Consider the following 12,875-nt stretch of genomic DNA (forward strand, 5'->3'; position numbering starts at 1 on the left):
GTCTTGTACACACCGCCCGTCACACCACGAGAGTTTACAACACCCGAAGTCGGTGAGGTAACCGCAAGGAGCCAGCCGCCGAAGGTGGGGTAGATGATTGGGGTGAAGTCGTAACAAGGTAGCCGTATCGGAAGGTGCGGCTGGATCACCTCCTTTCTATGGAGAATCGTCTTCTGCAACGAAGACATTCAAAAAAAGGCTGACGAAAGTCGCCGATCCCTTTGCGGATGCAAAGGGGGATATGCTTTCGAAGTAGCTTTACTTCGTAAAGCTTTTAGCTCACTCGTTGGTCAGTTTTGAGAGTTCAACTCTCAAAACCCTCGTTACTTTTAGTCAACACGATTCGTGAACGACCCGAAAGTAATCGAGATTGATCCTTGAAAACTGGATAACGAAACGAAATTTGCGTTTTAGAAATATTCCTTTTCTGATGAATTTAAATGNTACAGTACCGAAGGTCATGATCTCACACTGCCAAGAAAAGCCTCTAGCCAGGAGAAGGTGCCCGTACCGCAAACCGACACAGGTAGGCGAGAAGAGAATTCTAAGGCGCGCGGAAGAACTCTCGTTAAGGAACTCGGCAAAATGACCCCGTAACTTTGGGAGAAGGGGTGCCCCGGTAGTGTGAATAGCACGAGGGGGCCGCAGTGAAAAGGCCCAAGCGACTGTTTAGCAAAAACACAGGTCTGTGCGAAGCCGTAAGGCGAAGTATACGGGCTGACGCCTGCCCGGTGCTGGAAGGTTAAGGGGAGCGGTTAGGGAGTAATCCCGAAGCTGTGAACCGAAGCCCCAGTAAACGGCGGCCGTAACTATAACGGTCCTAAGGTAGCGAAATTCCTTGTCAGGTAAATTCTGACCCGCACGAATGGCGTAACGACTTGGGCGCTGTCTCAACGAGAGATCCGGTGAAATTTTAATACCTGTGAAGATGCAGGTTACCCGCGACAAGACGGAAAGACCCCATGGAGCTTTACTACAGCTTGATATTGAACTTTGATGCGATTTGTACAGGATAGGTGGGAGCCTAGGAATCCGGAGCGCCAGCTTCGGTGGAGGCATCGTTGGGATACCACCCTGATCGTATCGAAGTTCTAACCTAGGACCGTGACCCGGTTCGGGGACAGTGTCAGGCGGGTAGTTTGACTGGGGCGGTCGCCTCCTAAAGAGTAACGGAGGCGCCCCAAGGTTCCCTCAGAATGGTTGGAAATCATTCGTAGAGTGCAAAGGCAAAAGGGAGCTTGACTGCGAGACTGACAAGTCGAGCAGGGACGAAAGTCGGGCTTAGTGATCCGGTGGTACCGCATGGAAGGGCCATCGCTCAACGGATAAAAGCTACCCTGGGGATAACAGGCTTATCTCCCCCAAGAGTCCACATCGACGGGGAGGTTTGGCACCTCGATGTCGGCTCATCGCATCCTGGGGCTGAAGTAGGTCCCAAGGGTTGGGCTGTTCGCCCATTAAAGCGGTACGCGAGCTGGGTTCAGAACGTCGTGAGACAGTTCGGTCCCTATCTGTCGTGGGCGTAGGAAATTTGAGAGGAGCTGTCCTTAGTACGAGAGGACCGGGATGGACGCACCGCTGGTGCACCAGTTGTTCCGCCAGGAGCATAGCTGGGTAGCTACGTGCGGATGGGATAAACGCTGAAAGCATCTAAGCGTGAAGCCCTCCTCAAGATGAGATTTCCCAATTTAGTAAGACCCCTTGAAGACGACGAGGTTGATAGGCCTGAGGTGGAAGTGCAGCAATGTATGGAGCTGACAGGTACTAATCGGTCGAGGGCTTATCCAATTCCCTATATGAAGTAGGGCTAACACGCAAATGGTTGTTTCGTATCCAGTTTTCAGGTGATTAAACATCTGAAATGCAGTTTAAGCTGCATGTTTGTTCTAAGGTCTGATATTTTGTTGTAGCAGATCGAAGAAGTGAATGCAGTGCAAAAATCACGTTTGGTGGCAATGGCGGAGGGGTTCCACACGTACCCATCTCGAACACGACCGTTAAGCCCTCCAGCGCCGATGGTACTTGGACCGCAGGGTCCTGGGAGAGTAGGACGTCGCCAAGCAATTATAAGAGGCACTACTGATATTATATCGGTAGTGCCTTTTTGCGTTTAAGTTGCAGCATTTTCTTAACAAGTCCTAAAAAAGGTTTTTTTTCGATGTATGCCGGATTACCGAGCAGTATTTGTATATAACATCTTGCTTAAACTTATCCAATGATTATTTTTTTAAAAAAAGTGGTAAAGATACCGTATCGTTATTCGCGTTTTTTCCGTTTATATAGATAGATAAGTTAAATGAATATACAAAAGAAGGTGTGACACTGTAATGTGCTATAAGCTGGCAAGAATTCACCTCGCTAAAGCTAAAGCTCGGCAGGAATCTAATTTTGAATTCACGAAGGCAGCGCAAGAAACGGAGTCTGTTCAACCATTGAAGCCTTTCCAACCAATCAAGCCGGCGCAGGTGTCAGAGCATCAGTCTGAAGCGGAGCTTTCGTTTAAGGATGGTCAGCGTTGGTTTGTTGAATGGGTGCAGACATATCAGACAGCGCTGAAACAATATTGCCGATCTTTAGCTGGTTCAGCCTGGGAAGCGGAAGAGCTTGTTCAGGAGACGTGACTGAAGGTATGGAGAACCTCTTTTGAAAAGGGCAGCCCCAACATTAATAAATCTTATTTGTACAAGGTAGCCAATCACATATACATTGATCTTCATCGCAAAAGGAGAGTTGCAACAGCATTTAATACTTTCGATCAAGTTGCACCCTTTGAAGAGCATACGGACATGACCTCACTCTGGAACGCTATGGAGACCCTTGTGTACCATCTTCCTGTCAATCAGCGGACTGCACTGCTGCTTGTAGATGTATTTCGTTACACGGCTGCAGAGACGGCGGAGATGCTCCATACGACGGAGGGAGCCGTTAAGGCTTTGCTTCATCGAGCTCGAACGAAGCTTCGATCGAAGAGTCAAGACTTGGATCTAGGGAGGAGTGAGGGTCAGAGAGAAAACCTACAAAATAAGATCCAGGTAGATGAAAAAATCGTCTATGCCTATTTAAAAGCATTCCGGGAGCATAGTCCGCACGCGCTGCTGATGCTTATGAATGAATCAAAAGCGCTTGATCAAACACAGCCGCCTGTATTGGAGTGCAGCAAAGAGAAGCAGTATCGTCATCCTCAATATCAGCGCCGCTCATATGTTACAGACGACATCGGATCACTGGCCCTAATTGCAGCTTAAAGATTAAGCTGCTAAGAGCTACTCAAAATTTCAACTTATTAGGAAGGTGTTGGATGCATGAGCACGGTTATACCTTATGTAATTGAGCAAACAAGCCGCGGCGAACGCTCGTATGATATATATTCCAGGCTACTGAAGGATCGTATCATATTTCTAGGCTCGGCGATCGATGACCACGTGGCCAATAGCATAAGCGCACAGATGCTTTTGCTTGCTGCAGAAGATCCCGAGAAGGATATTCACTTCTACATTAACAGTCCAGGCGGTTCTACTTCAGCGGGATTCGCGATATATGATACGATGCAGTATGTCAAACCTGACATTCAGACGATCTGCTCCGGTATGGCAGCTTCCTTCGCAGCTATATTGTTGTTGTCGGGTACAAAAGGCAAGCGCTTTGCATTGCCTAACAGCGAGGTCATGATTCATCAACCACATGGCGGGGTTCAGGGTCAGGCCAGCGATATTGAAATCAGTGCAAGGCGCATTGTTCGTACTCGGGAAAGATTGAATGCCATTGCGGCCGAGCGTACCGGTCAGTCGTTAGAGCGTATAGCCAAAGACATGGATCGCGACTATTTTATGTCCGCTGAGGAAGCGGTTGAATACGGTGCTATTGATCAGGTAATTTATAGAGCAAGCTCCTGAACATAACGACTTAGAGTGTTGCCTACAAGGCAATGCTCTTTCTTTATTTGCGAAGATAGGATGACTTTCGTGGAAAAGGGGAAACAATAGATCAACGGCTACGAAGATGTGAAGTCTTTTTGTACTTCTCCTGTAGACACTAGTATGTCTGTGGAAGTCTGGTGGTATTTCCTGGTGCTTGTTCTTGACAGGCTATATGCCCTTTGCTAAGATGTACAATAATATATTTTCGTAAGTGTCTTTCCGGCCTTGATATATAAGGGAATTCGGTCGACGAGGAATAGAATATAAGGGAGGAAAAACTAAGGTGTGGGAAAGTAAATTTAATAAGGAAGGCTTAACATTTGATGACGTATTGCTCGTCCCTCGTAAATCGGAGGTGCTTCCGAAAGAGGTTAATTTGTCTACAAGATTAAGCGATAAAGTTAAGCTGAATATGCCGCTTATAAGCGCTGGCATGGATACAGTAACGGAAGCGGCTATGGCGATCGCAATTGCGCGGGAAGGCGGCATCGGCATTATTCATAAGAATATGCCTGTGGAGCAGCAAGCGGAGGAAGTGGATCGTGTTAAACGATCAGAGAGCGGCGTTATCACGAATCCGTTCTCCCTTATGCCGGATCATTTGGTCTCGGACGCAGAGGAATTGATGGGCAAGTACCGGATTTCCGGGGTTCCTATCGTGAATGAGGAGCAGAAGCTGGTCGGTATTTTGACAAACCGGGATTTGCGCTTCGTACATGATTACAGCATTAAGATCAGCGAGGTCATGACGCACGAGAACCTGGTGACGGCTCCGGTAGGAACGACGCTTCAAGAAGCCGAGGGCATCTTGCAGCAGCACAAAATTGAGAAGCTTCCATTGGTTGATGATTCGAATACGCTCAAAGGTCTTATTACGATCAAAGATATCGAGAAGGCGATCCAATTCCCGAACGCGGCAAAAGATGAGCAGGGCAGATTGCTTGTCGGAGCAGCTATTGGCGTATCGTCCGATTCCTTCGTACGGGCTGATGCTTTGGTAAAGGCTGGAGTTGACGTTATTACAGTAGACTCTGCGCACGGTCACCATATTAATATCCTCGATACGGTTAGGGAGCTTCGCAAACGGTATCCAGAATTAACGATTATTGCCGGCAACGTAGCAACGGGAGAAGCGACACGCGACTTAATTGAGGCAGGTGCTTCCGTAGTCAAAGTCGGTATCGGCCCTGGTTCGATTTGTACTACGCGTGTGATCGCTGGAATCGGTGTTCCGCAAATTACCGCGGTGTACGATTGCGCATCCGTTGCCCGCGAGTATGGCATTCCGATCATTGCGGACGGAGGCATCAAGTACTCCGGGGAAATTACGAAGGCCATTGCTGCCGGAGCCCACGCGGTCATGCTGGGAAGTCTGCTGGCCGGTACGGAAGAAAGCCCTGGCGAATCGGAGATTTATCAAGGGCGTCGTTTTAAAGTGTATAGAGGGATGGGCTCCCTAGGGGCAATGAAGCAAGGAAGTAAGGATCGCTACTTCCAGGACGATGACAAGAAGCTCGTACCGGAAGGGATCGAAGGACGCGTTGCCTATAAAGGGCCTTTATCTGATACGATCCATCAGCTGCTGGGCGGCTTGCGTTCGGGAATGGGCTACTGCGGAACAGCTAATCTGGATGAGCTTCGCAATGATACGTACTTTGTCCGCATTACAGGGGCAGGCCTTCGCGAGAGTCATCCGCATGATGTGCAAATTACGAAGGAAGCACCAAACTATTCTTTGTAATAAATTGACCACACCACCATTTTCCATAACAGACTGGGCGAAATCTGCCCGGTCTGTCTTTTTTTGCGTATTCCGCTGTGATAGAATAGATTAAGCAATCGAACGAGTATATGAGGGGAGCTTTAAGAGCATTGAAACTGAAAGAAAAGAAACCTAAAACATCGAAACGCCAAATCCTTCGTAAAAGCGTCGCCTCTGTTCTGTTACTAAATATGTTATGTCTATCAATGGTACCTGCAGTCGCGCTTGCTGAAGGACAGCAAACCGAAGCTACGTCAACCAAGCCTGCAGGACAGCAAAGCAACTCTAGCATTCCGTCTGTAGAATCTCTAGAACTTAAGGTTAAATCTGCGATATTATTGGAGCCGGTATCCGGCCAAGTTCTTCTGAATGTAAATGGGGACACTCCGCTTCCTCCTGCAAGTATGACCAAGATGATGACAGAGTACATCGTTGCAGACTTGGTGAAGCAAGGAAAGTTTAGCTGGGATGATGTGGTTACCGTGCGTGAGAATGCGTCCAAGACAATTGGTTCACGCATCTTTCTAGCGCAAGGGGATCAACATACAATCCGGGAGCTGTACATTGCCATGGCGGTTGGTTCAGCGAATGATGCAACTGTAGCTTTGGCTGAGCATGTCGCTGGTTCTGAGCTGGCCTTCGTCGAGATGATGAATGATGAGGCTCAGCGCATGGGGATGACCAACACTTATTTTGCAAACTCTACGGGCCTGGATATTAAAGATATGCCGAAGGAATTCCAGCCAGCCAATGATAAGGATACCGTGATGTCCGCTATGGATGCGGCGATTCTTGCTAAATACATCGTTACGGATCACCCAGATTTTACTGAGTTTACAACGATTCAGGAATATCAGTTCCGGCCTCGGGACAAGAAGCCAATGGTGAACTGGAACTACATGCTTGAGGCGAATAAGAATGTAACCAACTTCAAACAATTTGCTTATGAGGGACTGGACGGCTTGAAGACCGGGCATACCTCCAGAGCCGGCAGCTGCTTTACGGGCACGGCAGAACGGGATGGGATGCGACTGATCAGTGTCGTTATGGGAACAGAAGCTACGAAGACGATGAAAGCTGAGGACGTACGGTTCGTCGAGACGCGTAAAGTGTTGGATTACGGGTTCAACAACTTCGAGACCAAGCAGGTCGTTGCTCCAAAAACGACGGTAGAAGGAACCGAAACGGTAACCGTAAAGAAGGCGAAAAATGTGGACGTGCCTGTTGTAACGGATCAAGGGGTTAGTTTCGTTGTGCCTAAAGGTGCGGACATGAGCAGCTTACAAGCAACGGTATCCCTGAACGAGGAGACGGCCCTAGTGGCCCCTCTGAAGCAAGGGACGGAAGTTGGTACAGTTACCTACTCTTTCAAAGCTCCGGGCTCTGACGAGCCTGTAGAGAAGACGGTGAAGCTGATCACGGCCCAGGACGCAGAGAAGGCGAATTGGTTTAAGTTATTCCTGCGCGCGATCGGAGACTTTTTCAAGGATCTGTTTAATGGAATCAAGAATCTTTTCTAATTTGCAAGATATAAATCCCGAGTAAATGGGTTGTATATTTGGCTTAAATATTGTAAAATATCAAGTTAGATTATCGCATGTAGAATCGAGACAGAAGTAATGTTTATGGGGATTAGGTCATATGCCAAAGCCTCATAGCATGGGGATATATTTAGATTAAATCGGGAGGCGTGGACATGGAAACAGGAACATCACGTGTAAAAAGAGGTATGGCCGAAATGCAAAAAGGCGGCGTCATTATGGACGTCATGAATGCGGAACAAGCGAAGATTGCTGAGGCGGCTGGAGCCACAGCTGTTATGGCTTTGGAGCGCGTTCCTTCTGATATTCGTGCGGCTGGGGGCGTAGCTCGCATGGCTGACCCTACAATTGTTGAAGAGGTTATGAAAGTAGTATCTATTCCGGTTATGGCCAAAGCGCGGATCGGGCATTATGTAGAAGCGAAAGTTTTGGAATCTCTCGGGGTAGACTATTTGGATGAGAGTGAAGTGTTGACGCCTGCGGATGAGGTGTTCCACATCGATAAACGTGATTTCACCGTTCCATTTGTCTGCGGAGCAAAAGATCTCGGCGAAGCGCTGCGTCGTATTAGCGAAGGCGCATCGATGATCCGTACGAAAGGCGAACCAGGAACCGGCAACATTGTTGAAGCTGTTCGTCATATGCGTCTGATCAACAGCCAAATCCGTTCCGTACAAAGCATGTCCAAGGACGAGCTGTACGCTGAAGCCAAAAATCTCGGCGTTGCTTATGATTTGTTGCTTGAAGTTCATGAGAACGGCAAGCTCCCAGTAGTTAACTTTGCTGCTGGCGGCGTGGCTACTCCTGCCGATGCGGCGCTAATGATGCATCTTGGTTCGGATGGTGTGTTTGTGGGCTCGGGTATTTTCAAATCGGAGAATCCTGAGAAATTTGCTCGTGCGATCGTCGAAGCTACAACGCATTATACGGACTACAAGCTGATTGCTGAAGTATCGAAGAACCTAGGAACGCCGATGAAAGGCATCGAAATTTCCAAATTGTCTCCGGCTGAGCGTATGTCGGATCGCGGTTGGTAATTGGCAGCTGCATTTCTTTTCCGAGTCAGATAGAAAGAAGGTTTCTCCATGAAAGTAGGAGTGCTGGCGCTGCAGGGCGCCGTTTCGGAGCATATAAGAAGCATTGAGAGCGCTGGGGCGGAGGGCGTTGCTGTAAAGCACCCCGAGCAGCTTCTGGATATCGATGGGCTGATTATCCCCGGCGGGGAGAGTACAACCATTGGCAAGCTCATGAGGAAATATGGCTTTATCAAGGCTGTTCAGCAGTTCTCCGGCGAAGGTAAGCCTCTGTTTGGCACCTGTGCTGGACTGATTGTGATGGCGAAGAAAATTGAAGGCGGGGAAGAGCCCCACCTGGGCGTTATGGACATCAGCGTATCTCGTAACGCGTTCGGGCGCCAACGGGAGAGCTTTGAGACTAACTTGGATGTGAAGGGCCTTCAGGAGCCGCTTCGCGCGGTATTTATCCGTGCGCCTTTGATCACCGAGGTTGGCGAAGGCGTTGAGGTATTGTCCAAGTATAATGATGAAATCGTGACTGCACGTCAAGGGCATTTGCTCGTGTCGTCATTTCATCCCGAATTGACGGACGATGTTTCGTTGCATAAATATTTTACAGAAATGATTCAGGCAAACAAAGCGGCCGCAAAGTAAGGGCTGATCAGACACCTTGACTCTTTCCCAAGGGTTAAGGTTTGTTTGCTTTAAACGGAGGACGCCCGAGTTCTCTGGTGATCCCAAACCGGTCTGACTTGCTTAGCTAAGCAACCTTATCGAGCAAAAGACCTGGCGGGATGATTCTAGGAGGGACAACCCATGTTAGATGTAAAAATAATGCGAAATGATTTCGAGCGTGTTGAGAAAGCGCTCCAGGACAGAGGAGCCTCGCTGGAGCTTATATCGGGCTTCGCCTCGATGGACGGCAAGCGCCGTGAATTGCTGCAGGAAAGTGAGTCGCTGAAGAACCGTCGTAACATGGTATCAGCTGAAGTCGCTAAACGCAAGAAGAACAAAGAGGATGCGGATGAGCTGATCATCGAAATGCGTGAGGTGGGTGACCGCATTAAAGAGTTGGATGACGAAGTCCGGGCTCTGGAGGCGCAGATCGATGAGCTAATGCTTGCTATACCTAACATTCCACATCAAGATGTTCCGGTAGGAGCTTCCGAAGAAGAGAATGTGGAGGTTCGCCGTTGGAGTGAGCCTCGCCAGTTCGATTTTACGCCAAAGGCTCACTGGGATATCGCTGCTGACCTTGGCATCCTCGACTTTGAGGCAGGAGCTAAGGTAACTGGCTCTAGATTTACTTTTTACAAGGGGCTTGGAGCGCGTCTTGAACGGGCATTGATTAATTTCATGATGGATTTGCACAGCGATGAGCATGGGTATGAAGAAATGCTACCTCCGTATATCGTTAACCAGGATAGCCTCTATGGAACCGGTCAACTGCCGAAGTTCGAAGAGGATCTATTTAAGCTGACGGAGGATGGTTACTACTTAATTCCGACGGCGGAAGTACCCGTAACGAATTTTCATCGGGACGAGATTCTGAGCGCAGAGGATCTGCCGCGGAATTATGTGGCTTATAGCTCTTGCTTCCGCTCCGAGGCAGGTGCTGCTGGCAGGGATACGCGAGGTTTGATTCGCCAGCACCAATTCAACAAGGTAGAGATGATTAAAATTGTTCATCCAGATCAATCTTATGAGGAATTGGAGAAAATGACAGCGAATGCAGAGCGTGTGCTGCAGCTGTTGAAGCTTCCTTATCGCGTGTTGGCTTTGTGTACGGGCGACCTTGGCTTTACAGCGGCTAAGACGTATGATCTGGAGGTGTGGCTGCCGGAATCCGGGATGTACCGTGAGATTTCCTCTTGCTCTAACGTAGAGGATTTCCAAGCTCGACGTGCGAATATCCGCTTTCGTCCAGAGGTTAAAGCAAAACCGGAATTCGTGCATACACTGAACGGCTCGGGGTTAGCTGTAGGGCGCACGGTTGCGGCCATTCTTGAAAATTACCAGCTAGAAGACGGCCATGTGGAGGTACCGGAAGTGCTTCGTCCATACATGGGCGGTGTTGAATATATTCACAGTAAGAAATAACTTGCGTGTGAATTAACTCTGTGGTAGAATCTGATTTGTTACGCTAATCAGATTCACCTTTTGGAGAGGTACCGAAGTGGTCATAACGGGGCGGTCTTGAAAACCGTTAGGGTGCAAGCCCACGTGGGTTCGAATCCCACCCTCTCCGCCAGATTTATTAAGAATACATATCGCATAAGGAATTGATGCGATTTTGACTGAAACGCACTTGACTGTTGAACAGCGGTCTGGTGCGTTTTTTTGTATTCGTGACCGTTAGACAAAAAACTAACGGGAGGAATGGAAGTATGAGCGCAAACACAGGCAGATCAGCTCATAAACGAGGACAAAGAAAGAATAATCTGGATTTACCCCAGCGGCTATTAGACCGACTTACTCCTTCGGTCTTGGAAACGTCCCGCCCTGCTCATCAAGAAGCAGAGAAACCGCTACATGAGACTCTGACATTGACTAAGCTGTTTAATCGCTACTATGCCGCACGGCAAGCCGCAGGAGCGGCAGAGCGTACCTTAGAGGACTACAGGAAACACATGAACTGGTTTCGCCGTTTCTTGTCATCAGAGTACAGCGGTCTGGACAACTTTGTACCTAATCGCGATGTGATTCGTTCATGGATTTCTCATATGTTGACGGTACAGAAGTTGAAGCCTTCCACAATAAATATCAGACTGAGAACAATCAAAGCAATGTTCAATTGGTCTATGAGCGAGGGAATCATAAAAGAATCCCCCTTTAACAATGTTGAACTGCTGAAGGTTCCAGAAGAAGACTTTCAGATAATCTCAAAGGCTCAGGAGCGTAAATTGTTTAATTGCTGTGAACTAACTACCTTTACTGGACTACGTGATGCGCTGTTAATGTCTTTCCTGCTTGATACAGGGGTTCGTATTGGTGAATGTATGAGGATTTTAGTGGAGGAAATTGATCTACAAAAACGTTCCGCATCTGTTCGGGCTGAGTCAGCTAAAACCAGAAAAGCACGGACGGTTTATTATGGAGTGAGAACACAAGAACTGTTAGTTATATACCTTGCTTGGCATGAGATCAATGGGCAAGCCCCAAACTTGTTCCTCAACGAGTTTGGTCAACCCTTAGATAAGAATTGGGCTACCAGATGTATCAGTTTCATTGGTAAGAAGGCTAAAATTTCAGGCGTTCGCATAAGTCCCCACACTTTCCGACATACGTTTGCGACTCGTTATATAAAGGCAACAGGCGACCCGTTTTCATTACGTAGATTGCTTGGACATTCCTCCATGGAAATGGTAAATCGTTACGTTAATTTAGATGTTGCTGATGTTCGTGAGCAGTATGAGAAGTTCATGAATGGGGGAACTAAGCAATGGTAACATCACGAAGCGTATGGTTAGCTATGGGGGATAACACTATCGCTCCAAAGCTCTTAGAACCCGCTAGGGCGCACTCTAAGCTTGTTTTGGAACATATCGAAAAAGACACTTGTCCAGAACGCAGACAAGCTATACGAGCCGAGATTGGGCGTTTGAAAGCGGAGAGAGAGTTGTTGTTAGCTTCTTCCTTCCATCAGGAGGTTGTAAAATGAGCGTGGACTTCGACAAATACGAACAACTCGTATACAGAGAGGATGAATTGTGTTTCAAACTAAAGACATATCAGGAAATGATTTCAGAATTGTTGATGCTAGTTCATAAGAGAGGTACTAGCGTTCTTGATTTGCCGACCGTTGAAGAAGTTTTGACAATGCTACATTCAGCAGAAATCACTTGTCTTTCCGAACTGTTAGATTTACGGCTTGCAAAAACGATTTTATCAAACAGGATTGGTCAGAGTGAATAGTTAATGACCAAAACGATATTATACAGTAATGTTATTACAACATCACCCATTCGACTTCTTTGCGAATGGGTGATTTGTTATTTCAGCTTATCATATGTACCCAGCACATCCTTAGCAAGACGAAGTACTAGTTTTACTTCCTCAGTTTTTCTTCCCGACAATAAAGAGTTAAGTGCTTCAATTAGTTCTTGTCTATCAGCCCTTTCCTCAATACCTTCAATACCCTCGACTCTGAAAACCTCGACTGGATTCACTTCCAAAGCGATAATCACTCTTTCCAGCGTTTCCAATGAGATATTTCGTTCGCCGCGTTCAATATCTGAAATATATGTAACGTGTATGCCGGATTTTTCTGATAATGATTCTTGGGTGTAGCCTTTTTCTTTGCGTAACGTTCTAATACGTTCTCCAACGAGTTTTAAAAAATCAGAAGACATTCTAACACTTCCCTTCCATTCAAGCGTATGGAAGGAGTGCAGGCTTTTACATAATCTCATATCAGAAGATTCGTTGATAACATCGTATATATACGATACTATATTTGATATATGACTTTACAACTAGGAGGTGCGTATATGTGAGATTAAAGAACTACATATTCGGCTTTACTTGCATCTGTTTGATTCTAGTGGGAACGGCTTGTGAATCAGAGAGTGATAAACGAAAGGCTAGAATTAAACAGCTTGATAAGGAGATTAATCAGCTAAAGAAGGAAATCAATTTA

At 47.3% G+C, this 12,875-nt stretch carries 11 protein-coding genes, 1 tRNA gene, 1 rRNA gene and 1 other annotated feature; of the genes, 12 read left to right on the top strand and 1 reads right to left on the bottom strand.

Translation table 11 applies throughout. The features are described from left to right. Positions 1-1,788: a sequence feature (most likely nonfunctional fraction of RNA operon), on the top strand. A gap of 157 nt (positions 1,789-1,945) precedes the next feature. From rrf to CZ379_RS00170, 12 genes are all read left to right on the top strand, one after another. Continuing rightward, positions 1,946-2,062 (top strand): 5S ribosomal RNA (gene rrf / locus CZ379_RS00110). Between the two features lie 265 nt (positions 2,063-2,327). Next, positions 2,328-2,621: a sigma factor gene (locus CZ379_RS00115; protein WP_110929742.1), complete on the top strand. Its 294-nt coding sequence runs from the start codon at positions 2,328-2,330 to the stop codon at positions 2,619-2,621. 165 nt (positions 2,622-2,786) lie between these two features. Next, complete coding sequence (locus CZ379_RS00120; RefSeq protein ID WP_110929743.1) at positions 2,787-3,245, top strand: sigma factor-like helix-turn-helix DNA-binding protein; 459 nt, start codon at positions 2,787-2,789, stop codon at positions 3,243-3,245. 57 nt (positions 3,246-3,302) lie between these two features. Continuing rightward, the gene (clpP, locus tag CZ379_RS00125; protein WP_110929744.1) at positions 3,303-3,893 is read left to right on the top strand and encodes an ATP-dependent Clp endopeptidase proteolytic subunit ClpP; all 591 of its coding nucleotides are present in this window, start codon (positions 3,303-3,305) and stop codon (positions 3,891-3,893) included. Between the two features lie 307 nt (positions 3,894-4,200). Then, positions 4,201-5,658, top strand: a complete 1,458-nt coding sequence (gene guaB, locus CZ379_RS00130; protein ID WP_110929745.1) for an IMP dehydrogenase — start codon at positions 4,201-4,203, stop codon at positions 5,656-5,658. Between the two features lie 131 nt (positions 5,659-5,789). Beyond that, positions 5,790-7,199 (top strand): D-alanyl-D-alanine carboxypeptidase family protein, encoded by a 1,410-nt coding sequence (locus tag CZ379_RS00135; protein ID WP_110929746.1) that lies wholly within the window; start codon positions 5,790-5,792, stop codon positions 7,197-7,199. 176 nt (positions 7,200-7,375) lie between these two features. Next, the gene (gene pdxS / locus CZ379_RS00140; RefSeq protein ID WP_110929747.1) at positions 7,376-8,257 is read left to right on the top strand and encodes a pyridoxal 5'-phosphate synthase lyase subunit PdxS; all 882 of its coding nucleotides are present in this window, start codon (positions 7,376-7,378) and stop codon (positions 8,255-8,257) included. A gap of 48 nt (positions 8,258-8,305) precedes the next feature. Beyond that, positions 8,306-8,890 carry a pyridoxal 5'-phosphate synthase glutaminase subunit PdxT gene (gene pdxT / locus CZ379_RS00145; RefSeq protein ID WP_110929748.1) on the top strand — a complete coding sequence of 195 codons (585 nt, stop codon included), beginning with the start codon at positions 8,306-8,308 and terminating at the stop codon, positions 8,888-8,890. A 162-nt stretch (positions 8,891-9,052) separates the two neighbouring features. Further along, on the top strand, positions 9,053-10,336 hold the full coding sequence (gene serS / locus CZ379_RS00150) for a serine--tRNA ligase (protein WP_110929749.1): 1,284 nt from the start codon (positions 9,053-9,055) through the stop codon (positions 10,334-10,336). Positions 10,337-10,398: 62 nt separating this feature from the next. Further along, positions 10,399-10,487: transfer RNA gene (locus CZ379_RS00155), tRNA-Ser, on the top strand. A gap of 136 nt (positions 10,488-10,623) precedes the next feature. Continuing rightward, positions 10,624-11,685: a tyrosine-type recombinase/integrase gene (locus CZ379_RS00160; RefSeq protein ID WP_110929750.1), complete on the top strand. Its 1,062-nt coding sequence runs from the start codon at positions 10,624-10,626 to the stop codon at positions 11,683-11,685. Positions 11,686-11,893: 208 nt separating this feature from the next. Then, entirely contained in the window at positions 11,894-12,151 is a 258-nt protein-coding gene (locus CZ379_RS00170) for a hypothetical protein (protein ID WP_110929752.1), read from the top strand. A 77-nt stretch (positions 12,152-12,228) separates the two neighbouring features. On the opposite strand, the gene CZ379_RS00175 is transcribed toward CZ379_RS00170, so the two are convergent. Next, positions 12,229-12,588: a helix-turn-helix domain-containing protein gene (locus CZ379_RS00175; RefSeq protein WP_110929753.1), complete on the bottom strand. Its 360-nt coding sequence runs from the start codon at positions 12,586-12,588 to the stop codon at positions 12,229-12,231. Positions 12,589-12,875: the final 287 nt, after the last annotated feature.

This window comes from Paenibacillus bouchesdurhonensis (assembly GCF_900155685.1).
Lineage (GTDB): Bacteria > Bacillota > Bacilli > Paenibacillales > Paenibacillaceae > Fontibacillus > Fontibacillus bouchesdurhonensis.

Bases quoted from the DNA above. Each gene is read 5' to 3' on its own strand.
- CZ379_RS00115 (WP_110929742.1), top strand. From the start codon at position 2,328: ATGTGCTATAAGCTGGCAAGAATTCACCTCGCTAAAGCTAAAGCTCGG.
- CZ379_RS00120 (WP_110929743.1), top strand. From the start codon at position 2,787: ATGACCTCACTCTGGAACGCTATGGAGACCCTTGTGTACCATCTTCCT.
- clpP (WP_110929744.1), top strand. From the start codon at position 3,303: ATGAGCACGGTTATACCTTATGTAATTGAGCAAACAAGCCGCGGCGAA.
- pdxS (WP_110929747.1), top strand. From the start codon at position 7,376: ATGGAAACAGGAACATCACGTGTAAAAAGAGGTATGGCCGAAATGCAA.
- pdxT (WP_110929748.1), top strand. From the start codon at position 8,306: ATGAAAGTAGGAGTGCTGGCGCTGCAGGGCGCCGTTTCGGAGCATATA.
- serS (WP_110929749.1), top strand. From the start codon at position 9,053: ATGTTAGATGTAAAAATAATGCGAAATGATTTCGAGCGTGTTGAGAAA.
- CZ379_RS00160 (WP_110929750.1), top strand. From the start codon at position 10,624: ATGAGCGCAAACACAGGCAGATCAGCTCATAAACGAGGACAAAGAAAG.
- CZ379_RS00170 (WP_110929752.1), top strand. From the start codon at position 11,894: ATGAGCGTGGACTTCGACAAATACGAACAACTCGTATACAGAGAGGAT.
- CZ379_RS00175 (WP_110929753.1), bottom strand. From the start codon at position 12,588: ATGTCTTCTGATTTTTTAAAACTCGTTGGAGAACGTATTAGAACGTTA.